This is a genomic window from Hymenobacter frigidus (assembly GCF_014640435.1).
Taxonomy (GTDB): domain Bacteria; phylum Bacteroidota; class Bacteroidia; order Cytophagales; family Hymenobacteraceae; genus Hymenobacter; species Hymenobacter frigidus.
Genome location: NZ_BMGY01000042.1, coordinates 1 through 24,649, shown reverse-complemented (window position 1 = coordinate 24,649; position 24,649 = coordinate 1). Strand labels below are relative to the sequence as shown.

At 60.9% G+C, this 24,649-nt stretch carries 14 protein-coding genes and 3 tRNA genes; 11 read left to right on the top strand and 6 right to left on the bottom strand.

Annotated features, from left to right (window positions below; genetic code table 11):
- Positions 1–9 precede the first annotated feature (9 nt).
- From ppk1 to IEW17_RS16920, 6 genes are all read right to left on the bottom strand, one after another.
- Positions 10–2,391 (bottom strand): polyphosphate kinase 1, encoded by a 2,382-nt coding sequence (gene ppk1 / locus IEW17_RS16945; RefSeq protein ID WP_229749081.1) that lies wholly within the window; start codon positions 2,389–2,391, stop codon positions 10–12.
- A gap of 459 nt (positions 2,392–2,850) precedes the next feature.
- Positions 2,851–4,845, bottom strand: a complete 1,995-nt coding sequence (gyrB, locus tag IEW17_RS16940) for a DNA topoisomerase (ATP-hydrolyzing) subunit B (RefSeq protein ID WP_188563247.1) — start codon at positions 4,843–4,845, stop codon at positions 2,851–2,853.
- Between the two features lie 238 nt (positions 4,846–5,083).
- Positions 5,084–6,529 (bottom strand): T9SS type A sorting domain-containing protein, encoded by a 1,446-nt coding sequence (locus IEW17_RS16935; RefSeq protein ID WP_188563246.1) that lies wholly within the window; start codon positions 6,527–6,529, stop codon positions 5,084–5,086.
- Between the two features lie 322 nt (positions 6,530–6,851).
- A tRNA-Arg gene (locus IEW17_RS16930) sits at positions 6,852–6,925 on the bottom strand.
- A gap of 14 nt (positions 6,926–6,939) precedes the next feature.
- Positions 6,940–7,013 (bottom strand) — tRNA-Pro (locus tag IEW17_RS16925).
- 79 nt (positions 7,014–7,092) lie between these two features.
- A tRNA-Ser gene (locus IEW17_RS16920) sits at positions 7,093–7,180 on the bottom strand.
- 218 nt (positions 7,181–7,398) lie between these two features.
- Between IEW17_RS16920 and IEW17_RS16915 the strand changes: the two genes are divergently transcribed.
- The 11 genes from IEW17_RS16915 (at position 7,399) to IEW17_RS16865 (ending at position 24,455) form a co-directional block, all read left to right on the top strand.
- Positions 7,399–8,388, top strand: coding sequence for a VWA domain-containing protein (locus tag IEW17_RS16915; protein WP_188563245.1), 990 nt, complete (start codon positions 7,399–7,401; stop codon positions 8,386–8,388).
- Positions 8,385–9,395 (top strand): tetratricopeptide repeat protein, encoded by a 1,011-nt coding sequence (locus IEW17_RS16910; RefSeq protein WP_188563244.1) that lies wholly within the window; start codon positions 8,385–8,387, stop codon positions 9,393–9,395. The genes IEW17_RS16915 and IEW17_RS16910 overlap by 4 nt, the downstream gene beginning before the upstream one ends.
- Before the next feature lie 124 nt (positions 9,396–9,519).
- On the top strand, positions 9,520–10,707 hold the full coding sequence (locus IEW17_RS16905; RefSeq protein ID WP_188563243.1) for an acetyl-CoA C-acyltransferase: 1,188 nt from the start codon (positions 9,520–9,522) through the stop codon (positions 10,705–10,707).
- A 234-nt stretch (positions 10,708–10,941) separates the two neighbouring features.
- Positions 10,942–12,387 carry a toxin-antitoxin system YwqK family antitoxin gene (locus tag IEW17_RS16900; RefSeq protein ID WP_229749080.1) on the top strand — a complete coding sequence of 482 codons (1,446 nt, stop codon included), beginning with the start codon at positions 10,942–10,944 and terminating at the stop codon, positions 12,385–12,387.
- A 529-nt stretch (positions 12,388–12,916) separates the two neighbouring features.
- Positions 12,917–15,466, top strand: coding sequence for a TonB-dependent receptor domain-containing protein (locus IEW17_RS16895; RefSeq protein WP_188563241.1), 2,550 nt, complete (start codon positions 12,917–12,919; stop codon positions 15,464–15,466).
- An 80-nt stretch (positions 15,467–15,546) separates the two neighbouring features.
- The gene (locus tag IEW17_RS16890; protein WP_188563240.1) at positions 15,547–17,502 is read left to right on the top strand and encodes a M28 family peptidase; all 1,956 of its coding nucleotides are present in this window, start codon (positions 15,547–15,549) and stop codon (positions 17,500–17,502) included.
- A gap of 254 nt (positions 17,503–17,756) precedes the next feature.
- A complete protein-coding gene (gene hisS, locus IEW17_RS16885) occupies positions 17,757–19,178 on the top strand; it encodes a histidine--tRNA ligase (RefSeq protein ID WP_188563239.1) in 1,422 nt (473 codons plus the stop codon).
- 99 nt (positions 19,179–19,277) lie between these two features.
- Positions 19,278–20,771 (top strand): histidine ammonia-lyase, encoded by a 1,494-nt coding sequence (gene hutH, locus IEW17_RS16880; protein WP_188563238.1) that lies wholly within the window; start codon positions 19,278–19,280, stop codon positions 20,769–20,771.
- 106 nt (positions 20,772–20,877) lie between these two features.
- The gene (locus IEW17_RS16875) at positions 20,878–22,866 is read left to right on the top strand and encodes a T9SS type B sorting domain-containing protein (protein WP_188563237.1); all 1,989 of its coding nucleotides are present in this window, start codon (positions 20,878–20,880) and stop codon (positions 22,864–22,866) included.
- Positions 22,867–22,987: 121 nt separating this feature from the next.
- A complete protein-coding gene (locus IEW17_RS16870; RefSeq protein ID WP_188563236.1) occupies positions 22,988–23,326 on the top strand; it encodes a YbaB/EbfC family nucleoid-associated protein in 339 nt (112 codons plus the stop codon).
- Positions 23,327–23,423: 97 nt separating this feature from the next.
- Entirely contained in the window at positions 23,424–24,455 is a 1,032-nt protein-coding gene (locus IEW17_RS16865) for a glycosyltransferase family 2 protein (protein ID WP_229749079.1), read from the top strand.
- The last annotated feature ends 194 nt before the right edge of the window (positions 24,456–24,649 follow it).

Below are 24,649 nucleotides of genomic sequence, written 5' to 3'. Positions count from 1 at the left end.
CTGAAAAATCTACCGCTGTTTGCTGGCAGAAACCGGCTGCTCGGGCACTGCATCAGCCCCAACGCCTTCCTCGTCAATGTGCCCGACGGGTGTGGAGTCATCTTCGCAGATTTCTTCCTGCTCGCCCTCCCCAAAGGCGTCGTCCACGTCCGTCTCGGCAGCTTCCGCGGCCTCGGTGGCGGCAGCTTCCTGCGACTCCAGCAGGGCCGTGGCTACGTCGAGCCGGCGCTGGGCTTGCACGCCCATCAAGGCCATCAATCCCTCGGGCGTGGCGGTTGCCAGCTGCGCCTCATCGCGCTTAAAGAAGTCGCGGTGCACGTTCACCACGGGCTCGCCCGGGGCGGGTTGCTGCCGAATGTAAGCGCCGTCCTCGCGCATCACATAGCTATTCTGATTGTCCATCATATTCATCATCAGAATATTAATAGCTTCGCGCTTAAGCTGCGGATTAACAATCAGAAACAACGCTTCAATGCGCCGGTCGAAGGAACGCACCATGATATCGGCGGAACCGGCGTAGACCTTGGCATCGCCGCCGTTGTGGAAATAGAACAGCCGGGTATGCTCCAGGTATTCACCCACGATGCTGCGCACTTCGATGTTGTCGCTCAGGCCCGGCCGTCCCGGCCGCAGGCAGCAAATGCCGCGCACGATAAACCGAATAGGCACCCCCGCCTTCGCAGCCTTGTAAAACTCGTCAATCATTTCCTTGTCTTCCAAGGAATTCATCTTCATCACGATGCCGCTGGCCTGGCCTTTCTTCGCGTGCTTCACTTCCTCCCGAATGAGGTGAATGAGCTGCTGGCGCATGTCCTTGGGCGCGGTGATGAGGTATTCATAGTCGTCGGGCTGCGAGTGCCCGGTGATGACGTTGAAGAATTCCGACACGTCGTGGCCGTACGTGTCGTTCGTCGTCAGCAGGCTCACGTCCGTGTAGAGACGGGCCGTTTGCTCGTTGTAGTTGCCCGAGCCGATGTGCACGTAGCGCGTCACCTTCTCCCCTTCCTTGCGGATAATCATGAGCAGCTTAGTGTGCGTCTTGTACTTGCTCACGCCGTAAATCACGAAGCAGCCGGCCTTCTCCAGCCGCGCGCCTTCCCGGATATTCTTCTCCTCATCAAAGCGCGCCTTCACCTCAAACAGCACCGAGACGTGCTTGCCGTTCTCCGCCGCCTTCAGCAGCGCGGCCGATACGCGCGAGTCGTCGGCCAGCCGGTAAATCGTTTGCTTAATACCCAGCACGTGCGGGTCCACGGCGGCCTGCTCCAGCAACCGCACCATCGGTTCGATGCTGTTGTAGGGGTGGTGCAGCAGCACGTCGTGGTGCTTGAGGTACTCAAACAGGTTGTCGTCGGCACCTTCCGGCAGACTGAGCGGTGGCACGGTGGCGGGCTGTTTGGCCGTTTTGCCCCGGAAATTGGCATGGCGCACAATCTGCCACAGCCCCTTCAAGTCAATCAGGGAATTGATGACGAAGACGTTGCCGTTGTCGATATTCCACCGCTCGCGCAGTACAGCCATCAGCGTCGGCGAGGCGTTGGGCTCTACTTCCACGCGCACCACGCGGCCGCGCTTGCGGGTTTTCAGGCCTACCTGAATTTCCTTGATGAAGTCGTTGTCGATATCGTCCGATTCTTCCAACGTGAAGTCCCCGTTGCGGGTGATGCGGAACAAGTCGGCCGAGATGATTTCCACATTGCGGAACAGGCGCGGGAGAAACTCGCGCACCACTTCCTCAATCGGCACGAAGATGACCTTGTCTTTGCGGATGAGTTCAAAAAAGCGGGTCAGGTTCTGCGGAATCTGCACGAAGGTGAGCCGCTCCTGCCCTTTTTCGGCTTCGCCATCGAGGCCCACGGCCCCGTTGCTGCCAATCCGCGTCACCACGCCGAAAATAAGCATTTGATTCATCATCAGCGGGAAGCCGTGGTACGAATCGTACATCATCGGCGTGAGCAGCGGAAAAACCGTATTTTTAAAGTAGCCGTCGGCTTTCTTCACCTCCAGCTCCGTGAGGTCGGCCATCTTCAGAATATTGAAGCCATTCTTCTCGAAATTGGGCTTCAGCTCGTTCAGGTACGTCAGGCTTTGGTCGTTCACGAAACGATGCGCAAAGTCCAGCAGCTTGCGCCGAAACGGGAGCTCGCGCAGGCCCGAATAGTCAATCCGTTCCTTCCCATAATCCAGGTAGTTATACAGCGACCCCACGCGAATCATGAAGAATTCGTCCAGGTTAGAGCTGGTGATAGCCAGAAACTTCAGCTTGTCAAATAAGCCCCGGCTGGAGTCCTGCACCTGGTCAAGCACCCGGTAGTTGAACCGCATCCAACTCAGGTCGCGGCTGATGTATTTGCTTTTTCGGATAAGGTCGGCGGACTTGAACAGTTTCATAGTTAGTAATGGAATGCAGGGCAAAATACGTGAAATCTGCCCTACGAATAATACTTTACGCAGAAATAATGGCCGTGGCCTCAATCTCCACCAACATTTGTGGGTCAAACAACACCTTAGTTTCTAGCATCGAAGTCGCCGGTCAAATATCCCCAAACCCTTCTATGCGCGCCACCACTTCCCACTGAGATATATCGGTCATGATTGTCCGCGTGCGAGCAACGTCGATAAAGGAAGCTCCGGCGGCGGTCAGCGCCTCACCAATCCAGCGTGCGCTTGGTTTGGGAGTAGGCATCAGTGCCAGCCACTTCCACCACACAGCCGACGCGCAACAGTCCGCCGCCCACAATCGGCCCGTAGCGATAGTCCAAGGAAATTAGTAAACGTATTTCATTCGAGTAAGAAGACCAGAAAAAGAAAAGGCCCGCTTTGCAGCGGGCCTTTTCCGTGAAACACTGGTTACACGTCCAGTTTCGCGTACTTGGCATTCCGTTCGATGAATTCCCGGCGGGGGGCCACTTCATCGCCCATCAGCATGGAGAACAAGTGGTCAGCATCAGCCGCCGACTCCACCGTTACCTGCTTCAGGGTACGGGTCTTGGGCTGCATGGTGGTGGTCCAAAGCTGCTCGGCGTTCATTTCACCGAGGCCCTTGTAGCGCTGCACGTTCACCGTTTCGGGCTTACCCCGGCCCAGTTCCACCTGGGCGGCCATGCGCTCTTCTTCGGTCCAGCAGTACCGCTCCTCTTTGCCGCGCTTCACCAAATAAAACGGCGGCAGGGCGATGTAAATGATGCCCCGGTCCACCAGCTCGCGCATGTAGCGGAAGAAGAACGTCAGAATCAGGGTTCGAATGTGCGAGCCGTCGATGTCGGCGTCGGTCATGATGATGACCTTGTGGTAGCGCAGCTTGCTGAAGTTGAGCGGCCCCGACTCGGTGCCGTCGTCATCGGTAGTGAAGGCCAACGACTTACGCTCGTTGAACGTGACGCCCAGCGCGGTAATCATGTTCTTAATTTCCTCGTTTTCCAGAATGCGGTGCTCCTGGGCTTTCTCCACGTTCAGGATTTTACCGCGTAGCGGCAAAATGGCCTGGAACGCCCGGTTGCGCCCCTGCTTGGCCGTGCCACCGGCCGAATCTCCTTCGACGAGGTACAGCTCGCAGATTTCGGGGTCCGACTCCGAGCAGTCAGCCAGTTTGCCCGGCAGGCTGTTGCTCGAGAGCACGCCTTTGCGCTGCACCATGTCCTTGGCCTTGCGGGCGGCGATGCGGGCCTTGGCGGCCAGAATCACCTTTTCCATGATGCGCATGGCCTGGCCGGGGTTTTCGTCCAGGTACTGGGTCAGAATTTCGCCCACCACTGAGTTCACCGCGCCGCTCACCTCGGAGTTGCCAAGCTTGGTTTTGGTCTGGCCCTCGAACTGCGGCTCCTGCACCTTCACCGAAATAACGGCCGTGAGGCCTTCACGGAAGTCGTCACCGGTAATCTCTACCTTGGCTTTTTCAAACAGCTTGTTCTTGTCGCCATAGGTTTTGAGCACCCGCGTCACCGCCGAGCGGAAGCCCGCTACGTGCGTACCGCCCTCAATGGTATTGATGTTGTTGACGTAGGAATAGACGTTTTCCTGGTACGAGGTATTGTACTGCAGGGCCACTTCCACGGGCGTGCCGCCTTTCTCGCTTTCCACGTAAATGGGCTCAGCCAGCAGCGAAGGCCGCTGCTCGCCGTCGAGGTACTGCACGAAGTCGCGCAGGCCGCCGGTCGAGTGGAACTCATCACCACGGAACACGCCACCTTCCAGCTTCTCGCGGCGGTCGGTGAGCGTGATGCGGATGCCTTTGTTGAGGTAGGACAGGTCGCGCAAGCGGCCGGCCACGGTGTCGTAACGATATTCGGTTTCGGTGAAGATGCTGGCATCGGGCAGGAACTGCACTTCCGTGCCGTGCTCGTCGGAGTCGCCCACCTGCTTCACGTCGTACTGCGGAACACCGATTTTATATTCCTGCTCGTACTTGTGGCCATTGCGGCGCACGGTCACTTTCAGGTCGGTACTCAGCGCGTTCACGCAGCTTACGCCCACGCCGTGCAGGCCCCCCGATACTTTGTAGGAACCTTTGTCGAATTTGCCGCCGGCGTGCAGCACGGTCAGCACCACTTCCAGAGCCGAGCGGCCTTCCTTGGCGTGCCAGTCCACGGGAATGCCGCGGCCGTTGTCGCGCACGGTCACCGAATTGTCTTCGTTGATGGTCACGTTAATCAGGTCGCAGTGCCCGGCCAGCGCTTCGTCGATGGAGTTATCGACCACCTCCCACACCAAATGGTGCAGGCCTTTCATGCCCGTGTCGCCGATGTACATGCTGGGCCGCTTGCGCACGGCCTCAAGTCCTTCTAATACCTGAATGCTGTCGGCTGAATAGTCCGACTGGGGAATTTTTGCTGTTGTTTCGCTCATGAGGGCGGGATTAAATCAAGTCATAAAACAGCCCAACGGGCCGCTAGGTACTGAACACTCAAAAGTACCTAATTAATCCCATTTTTAACGATTTTTGCGGCTTTAATCCTCGTATTTTTTTATTCGTGCCGTACTCGCTTTAGTGGTAGAGAAAGCCTTTTTTTATTCCAGTAAAAGCAATAAAAAAAGGCCTTTCCCGCTGGGGAAAGGCCTTTTTTAACTTGGGCAAACCAGTTAATTACTCAATTACCAATTTTTGCGTGGCAATGCCAGCTGCCGTGCGAATTTGCAGCGTGTAAACGCCCGACTTTTCGTTGCTCAGGTCAAGTGCAAATTTCTTTGAACCAACGACCGTAGCGTTCAGCGTCTGGGACTTCACCTGCCGGCCGAGGGCATCGGCTACGGTTAGTTGAGCGCCCGCCTGCAGGTTAGAACCCAGCTCAACGGTGAAAGCACCGGTAGCGCTCGGGTTAGGATACACGCTTAGCACGCTTTGCAGCGAGGCATCGCGGTTGGCAAGGGCAATGACGTTCGTCGCTTTGTAGATGCCACCGGAACCCGTCGCATCGGTGGCGGCACCGGCATAGCCCGCAATGGTACCAGCCGTGGCACCCGGAATTACATCGATAGCCAGGAATGGCTGGGCAAGACTGATGTTGTTCCAGGTAATGCCATCGACGCTGGAGGAGGAGCCACGGTTCTCCGGTACGGCCGGCGCAGCTTCAGGAAAACGGGCGCCGACGCTGTAATAACGGCCGTCTACGGCATCAATATCATACCAAAAGAAGCTACCGGTACGTGCGTTTACCGGAGTAATGGGCGCCCAGGTAGCCCCGCCATCGGAGGTGCGGATAACGTTTACTTCGGAGAGTGCGCCGGCTACTGCTTTCGTGTTGTAAGCAATGCCGTTCAGGTCATCCTTAAAAGCCAAGCGGTTGATAGCGCCCCGCAAGGTGGTGTTGGTGCTGAACGTCCAGGTCAGGCCCCGGTCCGTTGATTTGAGGACCCGCACCAGGTTGGCGTCAACAGAGGAACCCAAGCCGGCCCAGACGGTATTGCCACGCACGAAAAACGAACGCGCCAAAGCGTATTCATCGGCTTGTGGCACGGGGCTGCTGGCCTGCGGCAAGCGCGTCCAGGTCACGCCGCCGTCAACAGTACGCAATACTTCGAAGTAGCCGTTGGTGGGGTCGCCCAGCGACACGCCAACGTTGGCATCGAACATGTGCACCCAGTTGCAGAAACCGTTTTGACCAGGGTTGAACTGTGATGCGTTGGTCACCTTGGTCCAGCTGATGCCGGCATTGATGGTGCGCAAAATTTCGCCGCCCGCAGTCGTTGGCGGATAGGTAGCGGCAACGGCCGTAGTAGAGGCCGCTGGCGTACCAGCCATGCCCACCGGGGAGATATTACCCGTCTGGAAGTTTTGCGCGCCGTTGGCCGCGTTCACAGACCCAAAGTCGAACTGCGTGCCAGCCGGATTATTGGTTACGAAAAATGACGTGGGGTTGCCTGCTGCTGAGTTTTCTTCGGCCACAGCCCAAGCCACCGTTGGCGAAACGGTTTTAAGGTCGCGCACCAGAAAGCCTGGAGCATACGAAGCGGGGTTGACAGTATTTACCTGAACCCAGGGACCGAGGTTGGGGCCGGTTTGCGCATTAATGCTGCTTGCATAGCCAAGCAAACCCAAAAAAAGTAACGATTTCTTCATGGTAACAGGTTTTGACGTTGAAAATTGATGGAGGGGGTGGAAAATTAAAAACGGGGTGGACAACGGTTGAGAATGTCTCAATGCAAGCCGCTGCTGATGTTTGACAAGCGGGTTTGCGGACCCAAGATAGCAAAAGCAACCGGTTTTTGTGCAGCGCCTGCTTCATTTTGCAATTGCACCCTAGGCAGACAGCCGCTCCAATGAGCAGGGCCAAGGTCTTCAGCACTGCTGAATAGGCTACGAATGGCCGAAAATGCAAAAGTCCCTCCCCCGTTCCGGGAAGGGACTTTTGCAGTGGCCCCGTTTGGATTCGAACCAAAGACCGACTACTTAGAAGGTAGTTGCTCTATCCAGCTGAGCTACGGGGTCGAAACGGGAAAATGTCGGGGTGGCAGGATTCGAACCTACGACCTCCTGGTCCCAAACCAGGCGCGATACCGGGCTACGCTACACCCCGAGAAAAAATAATGCTGAGTTTTGAGTGCTACCTACTGAGTGGAGCCCCAGCGGGAAGCTTTCGCAACCCAACATTATAGTGGAGAGGGGGGGATTCGAACCCCCGGTAACCTTTAGAGCTACGGCAGTTTAGCAAACTACTGGTTTCAGCCACTCACCCACCTCTCCAGGTTGGTTTCGCTTCCGTCTGAAGCGGGTGCAAATATACGGGCACAACTCAGAAAACCACACTTTGCAGAAAAAATTTATCTGTTGCCGCTATATTTTTTGAGCGGCCCAATTCCGCGGCCGCTGGGCTGATGGCTGCCCACCCAACTGGTCGGCCAACCGACGGGGAGGAGCTGCGCCCAAAATGCTGCCGTAATATTGACCTTTATTTGAAGAGCGTGCTGACCTGGGCTTATCCTGATTTTGTGGCCGTTGGGCTGGTTTTGGCCGGGTGCTTCCTGCTGCTGCTGAGGCAGTGGCGGCGCACCAGCCGGATGGGCCGTGCCTTGGGTACCCGCCCCCGCAACCGGGGTTGGAAACTGATGCTGCGCCTGGCAATTGGCGGCTGCCTGCTGGCGGCTGCGCTGGGCCCCGCGCTGGGCGTGAGCCAGCAGCCGGTGCGCACGGCGGGCAAAGACGTGTGGCTGCTGGTGGATGTGTCACGGTCGATGGATGCTGCCGACGTGGCACCGTCGCGCTTGTTGCGGGCCCAGGCCGAGCTGCAAAAATTGGTGGCCCAGTTTCCGGCCGACCGGCTGGGGCTAGTGGTATTCGGGGCCGAAGCGGTGGTGCAATGCCCCCTCACCTATGACCAGGAAGCCGTGCAGGTATTCATCAGCACCTTACGAACCAGCCTGCTGCCTGCCGGGCCCACCACGCTGCGCGCCCCACTGGAACTGGTGTTGGGCCGCCTCGCTCCTATTCCCGGGGCAACGCTGCCCGCAGCTACGGCCCCGCGCGCAACGGCCTTGGTGGTGGTGAGTGACGGCGAAGACTTTGGCGAGAACCTGGAACCGGTACTTCAGTCCCTGGGGCGCACCGGAGCGCGGATTTACGCCGTGGGAGTGGGTACGGCCGAAGGGGCCGAGATTCCGAAAGCCGGGGGCAACGTGGTGCGGAATGGCCGCGGGAAAGTGGTGCGCAGCCGCCTGCGGGCCGCGCCACTACGGCAGCTGGCAGCCCAAACCGGTGGGCAATACGGGGAATTAAACAATCAGCAAAATGGCTTTGGGGCCTTGCTGCAGTCGTTGCGCACCATGCAGGGCACCGTGGAGCAGGTACGCACCGTGGCCGTGGCCGACAACCGCTACCGCTACCCGCTGGCCGCCGCGTTGTTGTTACTGCTACTGGAAGTTGCGTTAACCATTACTGTTATCCGGCCATCATGAAGGACCTACTGCTACTGCTGGTGCTGTTGGCGGGCGGCCCGTCCTGGAGCCTGCTTACCTGGGTGCGGACCCGCAACGAGGCGGTGGCAATGGGTACGGCGGCGTATGCCCGCGGCGATGCGGCCCGGGCGGCACAGGCATTTGCGGAAGCGACGCGCACGGCATCGCCCCACCGAAAGCCCGACCCGCGCCTGCTGCTCAACCTAGCCCATGCGCAGGTCCTGGCTAATCAGCCCGAAGCCGCGCGTACCACCTACGGGCGCTTGCTGAGCGGCAGCCCGGCGGCTTTGGCCAGCGTGGCGCGGCAGCAGCTGGCCGTGCAGGCCACGCGGCAGGGAGAATTGGCTCAGGCGCTGAGTCTGTTGAAGCAAGCGCTGATTCTGGACCCGCGCAATGCCGGAGCTCGTTTCGACTACGAGGCCGTGAGCGACTACCTCGCCCATCGGCCCAATAGCCCGCAAATAGCACCGCCGCCGCCGGCTCCTCGGCCCGGCGCACCCAAGCCTTCTCCCGAAAAGAATTCATCTGAGAAGAACCGTCCGGCAGAACAGGCCGGCACTAACCGCCAGGGCGAAATCAATACTTCAAGACCGACACCGACGGCTCCCACTACACCGCTGGAGCGCCGCCCCGACCCCGCCGGCCAGCCCGACAACCAACGGCCCAGCGCCGGGCCGGGCAGCGTGGCCGGCGGCCAGGGCCCCGGAGCGGGCACCCCGCAGCCAGTGGCTACCGGAGCCGCGCCCGGCACCCAACGTGGACTCGACCGCAATACCGCCGCTTCGAACCCTACGGGAAATGCCCGGGGCAACCGGCCCGGAACCGATGCGGCTACGGAGGCCGACCTCAGCCTGCAAACCCAGCGCGAGCGGCTGCAGGCCATGAACCTGAGCCCCGCCCAGGCCCGGCAGCTGCTGGAAACCCTGCGCGCCCAGGAGCAGCAGTATTTGCAGCAAATTACCCGCCCGGCCACGCAGAAAGCTGACCCCAATCAACCCACCTGGTAATCAGCTGCGAGCCGCGGCGACTAAGCCAAAGCTCTGTCGGTTGCGGCAGCATTCGTTTGGGACCGTTAAATCCGTACTTTTGCGGCCTGATTCAACCGCCAATCCCACCCTTTAATATCCCTGTATGCAAACCAAAGAAGTTGTCATCATATCTGCCGTCCGCACGCCAATTGGTTCGTTTGGGGGGGCGCTGTCCTCGCTATCGGCCATTGAGCTGGGGGCAATTGCGCTGAAAGGAGCGTTGGAGAAAGCCGGCGTTGCCGCCTCGGAAGTGGAGCAGGTGATTATGGGCAACGTGATTTCGGCCAACCTGGGCCAGGCTCCGGCCCGGCAGGCGGCTAAGAAGGCTGGCCTCCCCGACACCGTGGAGTGCACGACCGTGAATAAAGTGTGTGCCTCGGGCTCGAAGGCCATCATGTTCGCTTCCCAAGCCATTATGCTGGGGCAGGCCGACGTGATTCTGGCCGGCGGCATGGAGAGCATGAGCAACGTGCCTTACTACCTGGACAAAGCTCGTTTTGGGGCCAAGTACGGCCACGGCCAGATGATTGACGGCCTCGTGCGCGACGGCCTCTGGGACCCGTACCACGACTACGCCATGGGCAACGCGGCCGAGAACACGGCCAAGGAAATGGGCTTCACCCGCGAGCAGCAGGATGCCTTCGCCATCGAGAGCTACACCCGCAGCGCGGCGGCTGCCAAGGCCGGCAAGAAGAAGGACGAAATTGTGCCCGTAACCATCGAGAGCCGCGGTAAAACCACGGTGATTGAGGACGACGAGGAATACCTCAAAGTCGACTTCGCCAAGGTACCCGGCCTCAAGCCAGCCTTTATCAAAGACGGTGGCACCGTGACGGCGGCGAATGCCTCGACCCTGAACGACGGCGCGGCCGCCGTGCTGCTGATGAGCCGTGAGAAAGCTGATGCCCTGGGCCTCAAGCCCATCGGCCGTATTTTGGGCTTTGCCGATGCGGAGCAAGCTCCGGAGTGGTTCACGACTTCGCCGTCGCTGGCAATTCCGAAAGCGCTGAAAAACGCCGGTAAAACGGCGGCTGACGTAGATTTCTACGAAATCAACGAGGCGTTCTCGGTGGTGAGCCTGGCGAATAACAAGCTCCTGAACCTGGAAGGCAGCAAGGTGAACGTGTACGGCGGGGCCGTGAGCCTGGGCCACCCGCTGGGCGCTTCGGGCGCACGCATTGTGACCACGCTGATGAACGTGCTGAAGAACGAGGGCGGCAAAATCGGCGTCACCGGCATTTGCAACGGCGGCGGCGGGGCCAGCGCCATTGTGGTTGAATCATTACTCTAAAGCACTGATTGTCGCTGATTAACCGTGATTTCACTGATTTTTCCTTGTTCGGTTCGATGATTTTTTAGTCAGGAAGCAGGCGGGATAAATTCAGAAGAGCCACTCCTTAATTGGAGTGGCTCTTTCTTTGTCAGGGAGAAATGCCGCTGAATTAAACGAAACACAGAGCGGTTACCGTTTGCACCCTGCGGTTAATCAGTGAAATCACGGTTAATCAGCGCCAATCAGTGATTTATGAAATATTTGTTGCCTTTGCTTCTTCTAACGCTGGCCTTCCCTTCGCAGGGCCAGCGCCTGCGCCGGTTAATCACCTTTTTTGATTCGACCAAAGTGCACAGGCGCGAGGTATATACGGCTCTGGTGGCGGCCGACACCGTGCCGCAGGGCCCGTACAAGCGCTTTTACCGCAACGGCAAGCTGGAGCAGCAAACTAGCTTCACGCAGGGCAAGCGCGACTCAGCGTACGTGGAATTTTACCCCACCGGCACCCGGCGGCTGGAGGCGACCTATCGCGACGGCATTCGCCAGGGCCCGTTCAAAACGTATTACAACGACGGCAAAGTGGCGCAGGCCGGCTTCTTTGAAAACGACGAACCCAATGGCGAGCTAACCTACTTCCACCCCAGCGGCGAGGTGCGCCTGAAAACCACCTTGGTGAAAGGCCAACCCAACGGCCCGCTAAAGGCGCTGTACCCGGACGGCAAGACCCAGGCCGAAATCGGCTACGTGGAAGGGCAACCCAACGGCGCGGTGAAGTTTTACTACCCCAACGGCGTGGTGCAGAGCGAGGGCAGCTTCACGCGCGGGCTGTTATCGGGTCCGTACAAAACGTATTACCCGAACAGCCAGATTGAAGTGGAAGTACTGGCCGACAAGAACGGCCGCGGGCGCTACCGCAGCTACTACCAAAGCGGTAAACTCCAGACTGAGAGTATCTACGCGCCTGCTCCGCTGGTGCAGCGGCCGGTGAGAAACGCCCTCGGTGATGACCTGACCAAGCGCGTGGCCCCGCCCACCGGCACCAGTAACCTTGATGGCCCCGCCACCAGCTACTTCGAGAGCGGACAGGTGAAAAGTAAGCTGACCTACCGCAACGGCATCCCGACGGGCCACGGCCTGGAATACTTCGCCAATGGCCACCTGCGCGAGGAAACCGACTACGGCAACAACGGCCGCGACCGCAAAATCACGCGCTACCAGGATGCTGAGGGCAAGCTGGTGCAGGCCGAGGAGCAGTTTAAGAACAACCGACCAGCTGGCACCTGGCGCGAGTTTTACCCCGATGGCAAGGCCGTGCGCAAGGCCGAAACCTACGGCCCCAGCGGCCGCTTACTTGGCGACCGCCTCACCTACTTCGAGAATGGGCAGGTGCAAAGCCGCCAGCCTTACCTGAACGGCTTCATGGGTGGCATTGGGCAGGAGTTCTTCGCCTCGGGCAAGCTGCGCAAGGAGACCACCTATGTACGCAGCCAGATTCAGGGGGCCTTCCGCGAGTTGCGCGAAGACGGCACGGCGGCCGTGAGCGGGCAGTACCGCAACAGTAAGCAGAGCGGGGTGTGGACCTACTACAAGGAGGACGGCAAAACAATAGACCGCACCGTGACTTACCGCAACGGCCTGCTGGTGGACGGTGCCGCGAAGCCCAAAGCCAAGCCCAGGCCGCCGTTGAAGCGGCGGTAGTTGGCTTGTTTGCTAGTTGAATTTTCAGCCCTGGCCCGATGGTCAGGGCTTTTTTGTGTTTGAACGGCGTGTGACAAACAGTAAACACCTCACAGGAGGCGACTCACCACCTGAATTCAGGTGGTAAAAAGGGACGTCAGCGAAATAACAGCCGTTGCGGGCAACCCAAATTGAGGCGCTTGCATCTGTCGCCCCAGAAGTTCAGACTACAAACAGCCTGACTTTACTTGAATGAGGGAAATATTTTCATTCTTCTAACTCTTGATTCACAGTTGGTAACAATTTGAAAAGCTTAGCTTATTAGAGATTTATTTCATCAGTACCTTGCTTTACAAAGTACCTGTTTTACATTTGTTCCATACAAAGCCTAGTAGCTGACGTTAGCGTGTACCAAAGTTGGCCCGCTACCCGGTTGCATTTCCTCATTCACCGAGGCTTGGGCGCTGGCAAGATTCTCCTCCGCAGCGGAACCGCGGCCGCTGCCTAACCTGAATGCTGCCTTCGCCCCCTCACATCTCACCTCTGCATCATGAAGACTTTTACTCCTCCCTCCTTTCTTTCCCGCGCTAACCACTTATTGCTTGGCACGGCCGTGGCCATGTTGGCACTGCCCTTCGGCGCTTCGGCCCAGACCGGCGGCTTCGGCAGCGTGAGTGGCAACCTGGTGGAAGAAGGCTCAGGCCAGCCCGTGCCTTTTTCCGATGTACTGCTGCTGCGCGCCGCTGATTCCACGTTTGTGGCCGTGGCCCAAAGCAGCGAACGGGGCGGCTTCAAGGCCCTGGCCCTGCCCTACGGCACGTATTTGCTGCGGGTGCAGGACCTGAACTACCGCGTGCTGCGCCGCCGCTTTACCCTTACGGCCGCCGCCCCAACCGTGGAGCTGTCGGGACTAAAAATGACGGCTGCCACCGCCACCAAGCTGGGCGAAGTGGTGGTGACCGGCCAAAAGGCGACCGTAGTGGAAGAGTTGGGCAAGCGGGTGATTAACGTGGAAAAAGACCTGGGCAGCATCGGCGGCACGGCGGCCAATGTGCTGCAAAACGTGCCCTCGGTGAGCGTGGACGTGAACGGCACGGTGAGCATGCGCGGCACTTCCAACCTCACCATCCTCATCGACGGCAAGCCGGCCGGCGTGAGCAACGGCGGGGCCGGCGGCGGCCCGCGCCTCGACCAGATTCCGGCCTCGCGCATTGCCCAGGTGGAGGTTATCACCAATCCCTCGGCTAAGTATGATGCTTCGGGTGGTGGCGGGGTTATCAACCTCATTACCAAGAAAGAGGTGAAAAACGGCACCAACGGCACCGCTGCATTCAACCTGGGCACGCAAGACAAGTACAGCGCCGGCCTAAGCCTGAGCCGCAAGCAAGGCAAAGCCACCTGGCAGGCCTCGTATGACGGCCGCGACGAAACCTATCAGAACCACGGCCACCGCGAGCAAACGGCCCGCCTGCTCACGGCCCAGGGCCTGCAAACCGTAAACACTACCCAAAATGGTATCGGCCGGGAGCGGCACGCCAACCATTCGTTGCAGGTGGGCGTGGACCTGGAACTACCCAAAAACCAGAGCCTGAGCCTGCACGTCTCGCCCGGCACCGAGCTGAATATCGAATCGGAAGGCCAGCTGCTGACCCAGCAAACCGACAACGGACCCGTGCAGCGCACCCGGGGCCAGCAGGACCTGGACGTGAAAGTGAAGCTGCTGAATTACGACGGCAGCTACTGCCGCACCTGGGAAAAGCACGAAGGCCGCGAGCTGACGGCCAACTTCGGCGGCGTGGTGATTGATGCCGGCGTGCCCGTGGTGCAACAGCAATACGCCGAGGCCGGGGCCCCCACCATTGCCCAGCCTGGCACCCGCCAACAGCTTGATGTGGTGGCCAACATTCAGTTTGGCCAGGTTGATTACGTGCATCCGCTGCTGGCCGGTAAGGGCCGCCTCGAAGCTGGGCTGAAAGTAGAGCGCCAGTCAAACCGCGGCTCGAACGGCTTCGGGTTTACCAACAGTGAGAGCCGCCCCAACGACTTCCAGAACGACCCCACCCGCTCGCTCACCTACACGTTTGAGCAGGTGGTACCCGCTGGTTACGTGACCATGCAGCGGCCCCTCGGCGGCAAGTGGAGCGCCCAGGCGGGCCTGCGCGGCGAACTGACCCACAACGCCGGCACGGTGCAGGGCGGGGCCGGCATTGAGCAGCGCGGCAGCCTGACTCAGGACTATTTCAACCTGTTTCCCTCGGCCACGCTGAGCCGGGAGCTGGGCAAAGAAGCCGGCCAGAACCGCCTGCAGCTGAGCTACGCCCGCCGCCTCGACCGTCCCAACTTCATGCAGCAGCTGCCCCTGGCCATCTATCAGGACCCGCGCAGCTACCGCCTCGGCAACCCCCGCCTGCGGGCCGAATTCAGCCACAACATCGAGCTGGGCCACCAGCTGAGCCTGGGCCAAGCCACGATTACGACCACGGTATTCGCCCGCATCACCACCGACGCCGTGCAGCGCCTGCGCTACGTGGACACGCTGGCCACCCGCCTGGCCGGCCCCGGCGCGGGCCTCGTCACGGCCGAAACCTACCTCAACGCCGGCCGCACCACCAATCTCGGGGCCGAGTTCAGCCTGAACCAGCCGCTGACGAAGTGGTGGAGGCTCAACGCCAGCTCGTCGGTGTACCGCGCCCAGATTGCCAGCAACGGCCTCGGCACCAACCGCCAGGCCCTGGTAGGCACCCTGCGCCTGGCCAACAACTTCACCATTCGCCCCACGCTGGACGTGCAGCTGAGCGGCAACCTGCACTCGGCTCAAATCACGGCCCAGGGCCGGCAGCTGGCGCAGGGGCAACTTGACCTGGCCCTGCGCCAGCGCCTCTTCTCCGACCGCGCCGCGCTTACCTTGCGCATCAGCGACTTGCTCAATACCCAGCAGAACCGTAACGAAATCCAAACCGACGCCCTCACCAGCTACCGCTACAACAAGGACGAAAGCCGCGTGGGCTGGCTGGGTTTCACCTGGTACATCGGGGCCAGCAAGGCCAAGCCGGGCCGCATCGAGAGCGCGCCCCAAGGCGGTGGCGGGTTCGGGGGCTGAGTTGGGGCCGGGGCATCCTCTACCCTCTTTTACTGGTAATTACTACTATCAACACACCTTTTTCTGCTTAACCCATCATCATGCGTACTCCCCTGCACTTGACCCTGGCGCTGCTGCTCGCGGCCGGCACCGTGGCGGCCCAGTCCCCGAGCCCCGGCAAGCTCAAAGTGAAAATGAAGCCCGGCCGGGCCGAAATCTCCTCAGTGGTTGCGCCCGTCGCTCCGGCTGCTCCCACCGACTGGTCGTTGCCCTACGCAGCCACCATCACGCCCGACGGGTTGAAAGCTGACTTAACCGTCCTCGCTTCGGATGCCTACGAGGGCCGCGAAACCGGCAAGAAGGGCCAGAAAATGGCCGCCGACTACATCGCCAAAGCCTTTGCCGCCTACGGCCTCACGGGGCCGGTGCAAAAATCGGACAATGCCCACCTCCAGCATTTCGACATGAACCGGGGCTCGCTGAATGCGGCCGCCTCTACGGCCAAGGTGGGCAGCAAAACCTACCGGGGCACCAAGGATTTCTACGCGTTCAGCACCGACGACACTTTTGCCGCGCCCACGGCGGTGCAGCCCGTGTTCATCGGCTACGCCATTAAGGAGGATAAGTATTCGGACTTTGCGGCGGCGGGTGACTACACGGGCAAGGACGTCGTCATGCTGCTGGGCGAGCCAACCAACGCCAAGGGGCAGGCGCTGCTGGGCGCCGATGGCAAGCCGAGCCCCTACGGCGGCCCGGGCATGGCAGGGCTGATGGCCCGTCAAAGCGTTATTTTTCCGATGAAGGCCCGTTCCGTGACCATCATCCTGCCCACGGCTGAGGCGTTTGCGAAGGTGCCGGCCCACTTTGGCGACGCCATCAATCAGGAACAGCTGACCTTCGTGGGCGGCAAAAAGCGCCCCGGCTTCAACATCATCCTGGTGTCGCCCGAACTGGGCGCGAAGCTGCTGGGCACTACGCCCGCCGGCCTCAGCAACTACCGGAAAGCGGTGGCCACCGCCGGCAAAGCCGTTCCCTCGCCCTTCAAGCCCGCTACGGCTACCGTGCAGCTGGCGGTGAAAAACGAAGTCTTCACCACCGAAAACGTGCTGGGTTACCTCGAAGGCTCGGATAAAAAAGACGAAGTGCTGGTGGTATCGGCTCACTACGACCACCTGGGTATCAAGGACGGCGTGGTGTACAACGGGGCCGACGACGACGGCTCGGGCACGGTGAGCGTGCTGGCCCTGGCCCGCGCCTTTTCCCAGGCCAAAAAGGACGGGCACGGCCCGCGCCGCAGCATCCTGTTTCTAGCCAATACCGGCGAGGAAGAAGGCCTGCTAGGCTCGCAGTACTACACCGACCACCCCATTTTTCCGCTCGAAAACACCGTCACCAACCTCAATATCGACATGGTGGGCCGCGTCGACAGCCTGCACCAAGGCAAGGGCGACTACCTCTACTTGGTGGGCGACGACAAGCTCTCCAGTGAGCTGCATACCTTGAGCGAGGCCACCAACCAGCAGTACAACCCGCTGGCCATCGACTACAAGTACAACGACCCCCAGGACCCGGAGCGCATTTACTACCGCTCCGACCACTACAACTTTGCCAAGCACAACGTGCCGATTATCTTCTACACCAGCGGCCTGCACCCCCAGTACCACCAGGCCACCGACGACGTGGCCCTGATTAACTTCCCGGCCTTGGCCCGGCGCGGCCAGCACATCTTCCACACGGCCTGGGCCCTGGCCAGCCGCGACGCCCGCGTGGCCCTGAAGCCGGAAATCCTCGCCAGCGCCTTCGTGCCCGCCCCCGCCGACCTCGACCGCTACGTGGGCAGCTACGGCAGCGCCCAGATTCCCCTAAAAATCGTGCTCACCAGGGGCGATACCGGCCTCAAGGCCCAGGCCACCGGCCAGCCCGCCTTCACCCTGGAAGCCGTGAGCAAGGACGTGTTCAAGTTCGACATGGCCGGCGTGCGCCTGGAGTTTGATGCGGCCAAGCCCGCTTTCGTGCTGAAGCAGGGCGGCGGGGCGTTTGAGTTTACGAAAGAGTAACTACGCGCCTGCCTTCTTTCTGCAAGAACCCCGTCGTCGATTAGTTCGGCGGCGGGGTTTGTTTTTGCATTTGCAATCGCCGCCGTTTGCGAAGTCATCCTTACCTGTCATCCTGAGCGCAGCGAAGGACCATCTCACGCCCGAACAATTATTTTTAAGGTGTGAGATGGTCCTTCGCTGCGCTCAGGATGACGAATTTTTGAATCACTAAGCAGCCTACCCCACAACGGCTCGGCCCCTACCTTTGCCCCGTTATGCAGAAACCCAGTATTCCGAAAGGCACCCGCGATTTTGGTCCGGCCCAGGTGGCGCGTCGCCAGCACATTTTCAACGTCATCCGCCGCACGTTTGAGTCGTTTGGCTTTGCGCCCCTCGAAACCCCGACGCTGGAAAACCTCTCCGTGCTCACGGGCAAGTACGGCGACGAGGGCGACCAGCTCCTGTTTAAAGTCCTGAACTCGGGCGATTTCGCCAAGGACGTGACGGCCGGGGATTTAGCCACCGGCTCGAAAGCCCTGCTGCCTAAAGTGGCCGAAAAAGGCCTGCGCTACGACCTCACCGTGCCCTTCGCCCGCTACGTGGCCATGAACCGGGGCACCCTCACCTTCCCCTTCAAGCGCTACCAGATGCAGCCCGTGTGGCGCGCCGACCGCCCCCAGCGCGGCCGCTACCGCGAGTTTTACCAGTGCGACGCCGACGTGGTGGGCACCGACTCGCTGCTCTGCGAAGCCGAAATCGTGCTCATGATTGCCCAGGTGCTGGGCGGGCTGGGGCTGCACGACTTCACCATCAAAATCAACCACCGCGGGGTACTGCGCAACATTTACCAGGCGCTGGGCGGCGAGGGCCGCGAGACCGATTTGTTCGTAGCCATCGACAAGCTCGACAAAATTGGGCGCGACGGCGTGACCAAGGAGCTGCTGGAACGCGGCTTTTCGGAACCCACCATCGAAACGTTATTTGCGCTGCTGGGCGTGGAGGGCGACTACGAGCAAAAGCTGGAACGTCTGCTGGCCGGCTTCGTCACGGCTGGCGTGGAGCCCGATGGCCCCCGCCCCGACGCCACGGAAGAAACCGAAGATGCCGCCAACTACCGCGGCCTGACCGAGCTGACCACCGTGCGCGACCTGCTGGTGGCCTCCGGCTTCGAGCAGTTCGACCGGCTGGAGTTTGACCCCACCCTGGCGCGGGGCCTTTCCTACTACACGGGCTGCATTTTCGAGGTAAAAATCAACAACGTGCAGATGGGCAGCGTGAGCGGCGGCGGGCGCTACGACAACCTCACGGGCTCGTTTGGACTGCCGGGCGTGTCGGGCGTGGGCTTCTCGTTCGGTGTCGACCGCTTGTACGACTGCCTGGAGGCGCTGGATTTGTTCACGGCTACGGCCGAAACGCCCACCCGCTGCCTCATCACGCATTTCGACGCGGCCAGCGGCCGGGCCGCGTTGCCGCTGCTGGCCCAGTTGCGGGCCGCCGGCATTCCCAGCGAATTATACCCCGACGCAACCAAGCTGCAAAAGCAGTTCAAGTACGCCGACGCCAAGGGCATTCCGCTGGTTATCGTGCTCGGGCCCGAGGAAATCGCGGCGGGCGTGGCCAAAATCAAAATCATGGCTTCGGGCACGGAGCGCGTGTTGCCGCTGGCCGAAGTAGTGGCCGCCCTCACGGCGGAGTAGCTTAGCATTGAATTGAACGATGACTCCCTTCCTTGGTAAGGAGGGGAGTTTTTTTCGTTCTTTGCCCTCCCCGCTTCACCATATACTCCCACCCCCCCAATGCCCACCCACGTTATTTCGCCCGCGCAGCCCCTCACCCTGGCCGCGCTGGCAACCCTGCTGGCCGATGGCCGGCCCGTGCAGCTCGACGATGATGCCCGCCGACAGATTGCCGCCTGCCACGACTATCTGCACCAGCGCCTGGCCCAGGATGACACCCCGATTTACGGCATCAACACCGGCTTCGGCTCGCTCTGCAACGTGAGCATTCCGCCCTATGCCCGCGCCCAGCTGCAAGTCAACCTGATGATGTCGCACGCCTGCGGCACCGGGGCCGAAGTGCCGCAGAACCTGGTGCGGCTCATGCTGCTGCTCAAGGCCCAGAGCCTGAGCTACGGCCACAGCGGCGTGCAGCTGGCTACCGCCGAACGCCTGGTGGCCATGTACAACCGCGAGATGCTGCCCGTGGTGTACGAGCAAGGTTCGCTCGGCGCCTCGGGCGACCTCGCCCCGCTGGCCCACTTGTGCCTGCCCCTGCTGGGCCTGGGCGAAGTGAACTACCAGGGATATCGACTCACGGCGGCCGATGCCATGAGCCTCTTCAGCTGGGAGCCGCTGGCGCTGCAAGCCAAGGAAGGCCTGGCCCTGCTCAATGGCACCCAGTTCATGCTGGCCTACGCCGTGGATGGGGTGCTGCGCGCCCAGCGCTTGGTGGCGGCGGCTGATGTGATTGGGGCGCTGTCGACGGAGGCGTTTGGCGGCGGCGTGGACCCATTCAATGAGCACCTGCACCGCATTCGGCCGCACGCCGGGCAGGTGCTGGTGGCCCGGCGGCTGCGCGAGCTGCTGGCCGGCTCGGAGCTGCAAACCCAGCCGCGCCGGGCCGTGCAGGACCCGTACTCGTTCCGTTGCCAGCCGCAGGTGCACGGAGCCAGCCGCAACGCCCTGGCCTACGTGGCCCAGGTAGTTGAAACCGAGTGCAACTCGGTGACGGATAACCCCAATATCTTCCCCGACGAAGACCTGATTCTGAGCGGCGGCAACTTCCACGGCCAGCCGCTGGCGCTGGCGCTCGACCACCTGGCCCTGGCCGTGGCCGAGTTGGGCAGCATCTCGGAGCGGCGCACGTATCAGCTTGTTTCGGGCCAGCGCGGGCTACCTCAGTACCTGGTAGCCGAGCCGGGCCTGAACTCCGGACTGATGATTGCGCAATACACCGCCGCCGGCATCGTGAGCCAGAACAAGCAGCTCTGCACGCCGGCATCGGTCGACAGCATTGTGAGCAGCAACGGCCAGGAGGACCACGTGAGCATGGGCGCCAACGCCGCCACCAAGGCCCGCCGCGTCATCGAAAACGTGGAGCAGGTGCTGGGCATCGAGTTGCTAACGGCTTGCCAGGCGCTGGATTTCCGCCGGCCCGGCCGCACGTCCGACGCGTTGGAGAAGGTGGTGGCAGCCTTCCGCGAGGAAATCACGTTTGTGGGCCAGGACCGGGTGCTCTACCCCGACCTGCACCGCGCCGCCGCCTTCATCCGTAAGTTTGACTGGCAATAGGCCCGCATTCAAATTCGTTTGATTGGCTGTCGGCCCCAGCACGCCGGACTGGTTTTGTGCGTTTCGTCTGCTCCTCTTGCCTCAATCCGCTTCCCGAACGCCGCTTATGAAGCTGCTGAACCGCTGTTTTTGCTTTCTCATCTTATTCTCGCTCAGCGGCGCGCAACAGGGCTGGGCGCAGGGCTGCGCCAGCCCGACCCAGCCGCAGTTCACCTTCGAGATTTTCGACGTGACCGCCAATCCTGCGGTCAAGGTGGACGCCATGTGCGTGGGCCGGCGGTATTCCTTCGAACAATATCCCGGCCGCAATATTCCGCTTAATCTACTCACCTATGGCGTATTGCCGGGGCGTAATGTGACTTATACGAACTCCGTACCAGTTGCCTGCGTGCCACCCAATCAGGCCCCGTATATCTACACGCCCACGGCGGCGGCGGTGGGCGATGTCACGATTTCGGAATTCGCCAACGTTTCGGGGAGCCCAACTTACTACATCCGCAACGTGAAAGTGGTGGGCACGCCACCGCCCAACTTCCAAGTGGAGGCCTGCCCCGGCGGCTCGACCCTGGTCACCATTACGGACACCAACTACGACAGCTACACGGTACCGGGCTTTGGTACCGTAGCGCGCAACGTGCCCACGATAGTGTCGCTGCCAGCCGGGGCCACCAGCGTTACCGTCACAGGTAAATACAACGCCAATACTGTATGCGAAGGATTTCGCACGCTGCCCATCAGCCCGCCCGTACCGCAACAGCCGCTGTTCACCAGCCTCACCCTGCAAGGACCATCGCCGGGCGGCGCTGCTACGCTAGCAGTGAGCCAATTGCCCGCCGGCTTCCTCTATACTCTCCAGAAAGAAGGCCAGGGCAACGCCTTCACCGACGTAACCACCGTGCCGGTTGCGCCCGGCAACACGAGCCTCACCGTGCCCGCCGCCACCGGCTGCTACCGCATTGCCCGCAAGGACTACTGCGGCGGCAGCGTGGCCTTCACGCCCACCATTTGCACCCTCAGCCTCAGCGGCACTTCCAGCCAGAACCGCAACCAGCTGCTGCTCAGCGGCGGCGGTACGGGCGGGCCGTACACGGTCAGCCGCAACGGCACGACTATCACGGGATTATCTGTCATCAGCGGGGGCCTGGAAGACCCGAACGTAGTATGCGGCACTACCTACACGTACCGCGTCACGGCCACGCTGCTGGGGCCCCGCACGTCCGTTTCGAACGAGGTTTCCGTGCTCACGCAATCAACGCTTCCGCCCGCCCGCCCGTTGCTGGTGGCCAGCTTCAATCTGAATAACGTAGTAGTGCTGACGCCCGTGCTAGCCGCGGGCTCGGCCCTGCCAACCGGCAATACATTGCGCTACCGCCGCGCAGTGGGCGGCCAGACCCTTACTGATTTCGGCACCACCACCTCGCTGCGCCCCCGCCGCGACTCGACGGATGTGGCCGAGCTGCGCGCTCAGCCCCCCTGCTACACGGTACAGCAGTCCGATGTGTGCCAGAACGCCTCGTCCGAAAGCGCCAGCACTTGCCCCGCCCTGCTCACGGCGACAGCAGCCGACCCCGACGGCACCACTGCTGCACTGACCTGGACGCCCTTCAGCGGCCCCGACCCAACCATACCGGTCAGCTACACGCTGCAGCGCCTTGCTCCCGATGGCGCGGTACTAAGCAGCCTACCCGCAAGCGGCAGCAGTGCCACCGACCTCACGCCGCCCACCGACCGGCAGACGCTGCGCTACCGCCTCCAAATGAGCGGGGCCGGCCTACCAGCGGGCACCTTCAGCTACTCGAACGTGGCCACGGTTTCACGGCGCATTTCTCTGAGCATGCCCACGGCTTTTACGCCCAACGGCGACGGGCTCAACGACGTGCTCGAAGTGAAAGGGCGGTATTTGCGCAACTACACTTTCGTGGTGGTCGACCGCAACGGGCAGGAAGTATTTCGCGGCACCCAGCGCAGCGAAACCTGGGACGGCAACATCAAGGGCCGCCCTCCGGTGCTGGGCGCGTATATATGGCGCTTTCAGCAGGACGGCGAGGATGGCCAGCGCTTCACGGCCACGGGCTCGGTCACGATTCTGAAATAAAACTTGTCTTATTGACCAACCTAACGCCGGGGTTTGGCATCCTTAATTGGCGCAGCGGCCGCACTTTTCGGCCGCCAGCTTGTTACCTGCTCACTGATAACTACTAACTGATAACTGACACATGGCATTCGACCTGACCGGCATGATGGGCAAAGTGAAAGAGCTGCAAGACAAAATGCAGCAGGCCCAACAGGAAATTCAACACATCACCGCCACCGGCGAGGCGGGCGGCGGCTTGGTGCGCGCCACGGCCAACGGCCACCGCAAAATCCTCAAGCTTGAAATTGACGAAAGCCTGCTCACGCCGCAGGACCGCGACATGCTGGCCGACCTCGTGGTAGCCGCCGTGAACAAAGCTTTGGACGAAGCCGCCGAGCTGGCGGCCCAGGAACTAAAGCGCAAAACCAGTGGCCTCATGCCCAACGTACCTGGCCTCGATTTAAGCGGCTTCGGCGTGTAACCTAGACTTGATGAGCAAGGAAGAATTATTGGCGGCGCAAATACCTGAAGGGAAAGGGTTGGATAGAGACACCCCTGCTTTGCTCCTTCCGCATACTTTGCTCAAGCCCTGCGCCGATGTAGCGTTGGTTATCCTGAACTGGAACGGAGTGGACTTTCTGCGTCGTTTCCTGCCCGGCGTTATTGCCCACGCCGATGGAGCCCGCGTTATCGTGGCCGACAATGCTTCTACCGACGACTCGGTGGAGCTGCTGGCCCGCGACTTTCCCACCGTGGAGCTCTTGCTCCTGGAGCGTAACTTCGGCTTCTGCGAAGGCTACAACCAGGCGTTGAAGCAGGTTGACAGCGACTTTTTTGTCCTGTTGAATTCTGACGTGGAAGTCACGCTCGGCTGGCTGCGCCCGTTGCGCGCCCTGCTGGAAGCCAGCCCGCGCATTGCCGCCGTGCAGCCCAAAATCCTGGCCCACGCCGACCCCACGCGCTTCGAATACGCGGGGGCCGGCGGCGGCTACCTCGACCGCCTGGCCTACCCCTTCTGCCGCGGCCGCCTCTTCGATACCCTCGAACGCGACCAAGGCCAGTACGACGACCCGCGCCCGGTGGCCTGGGCCAGCGGGGCCTGCCTGCTGGTGCGCCGCACGGCCTGGCAAGCTTTAGGCGGCCTGGAGCCCGCCTTTTTTGCGCACATGGAGGAAATTGACTTCTGCTGGCGCCTCCAGAACGCCGGCCACGAGGTATGGTACCACGGCGGTAGCGCCGTGCACCACGTAGGCGGCGGCACCCTGCCCAAAACCAACCCCCGCAAAACCTACCTCAACTTCCGCAACGGGCTAGCTCTGCTGTATAAAAATGCCGCGCCCGGCGAGTTACTCGGCCCCATGTTCCAGCGCCTCGTGCTGGACGGTGTGGCGGGCCTGCGGTTTCTGGCGGGCGGGCAAGTCCGCAATTTCTGGGCGGTTTTACGAGCCCACTTCAGCTTCTATGGGAAGCTGGGTTACTGGCGGCAGCAGCGGCTGGCCGCGAAGCCCCATCTGCGGGTGGCGCAACGCGCCGGAGTCTACAACGGCAGCCTGGTGTGGGCTTATTTTGCGCGCGGCAAACGCAAGTTCAATGAGTTGGGACTCAACTAAACCAACCGTCATCATAAGGAAAGACGACGAAGCAGTCCGTCCTGTTTTCAGCGACCAGCCCCGAAATGTGACAAATATTCCAATTAAAAAAAGCCCCGACTCTTTAACAGAGTCGGGGCTTTCTACATTACATGAACTGTGTTAAAAATTAAGGGGTGAGGGTGAGTTTTGAGCTAAAATCAGCTTGATAGGGC

Excerpts from the sequence above, each read along its gene's own strand:
- IEW17_RS16900 (WP_229749080.1), top strand. The coding sequence starts at position 10,942 with ATGAAATATTTGTTGCCTTTGCTTCTTCTAACGCTGGCCTTCCCTTCG.
- gyrB (WP_188563247.1), bottom strand. The coding sequence starts at position 4,845 with ATGAGCGAAACAACAGCAAAAATTCCCCAGTCGGACTATTCAGCCGAC.
- hutH (WP_188563238.1), top strand. The coding sequence starts at position 19,278 with ATGCCCACCCACGTTATTTCGCCCGCGCAGCCCCTCACCCTGGCCGCG.
- hisS (WP_188563239.1), top strand. The coding sequence starts at position 17,757 with ATGCAGAAACCCAGTATTCCGAAAGGCACCCGCGATTTTGGTCCGGCC.
- IEW17_RS16910 (WP_188563244.1), top strand. The coding sequence starts at position 8,385 with ATGAAGGACCTACTGCTACTGCTGGTGCTGTTGGCGGGCGGCCCGTCC.
- IEW17_RS16905 (WP_188563243.1), top strand. The coding sequence starts at position 9,520 with ATGCAAACCAAAGAAGTTGTCATCATATCTGCCGTCCGCACGCCAATT.
- IEW17_RS16890 (WP_188563240.1), top strand. The coding sequence starts at position 15,547 with ATGCGTACTCCCCTGCACTTGACCCTGGCGCTGCTGCTCGCGGCCGGC.
- IEW17_RS16875 (WP_188563237.1), top strand. The coding sequence starts at position 20,878 with ATGAAGCTGCTGAACCGCTGTTTTTGCTTTCTCATCTTATTCTCGCTC.
- IEW17_RS16895 (WP_188563241.1), top strand. The coding sequence starts at position 12,917 with ATGAAGACTTTTACTCCTCCCTCCTTTCTTTCCCGCGCTAACCACTTA.
- IEW17_RS16870 (WP_188563236.1), top strand. The coding sequence starts at position 22,988 with ATGGCATTCGACCTGACCGGCATGATGGGCAAAGTGAAAGAGCTGCAA.
- ppk1 (WP_229749081.1), bottom strand. The coding sequence starts at position 2,391 with ATGAAACTGTTCAAGTCCGCCGACCTTATCCGAAAAAGCAAATACATC.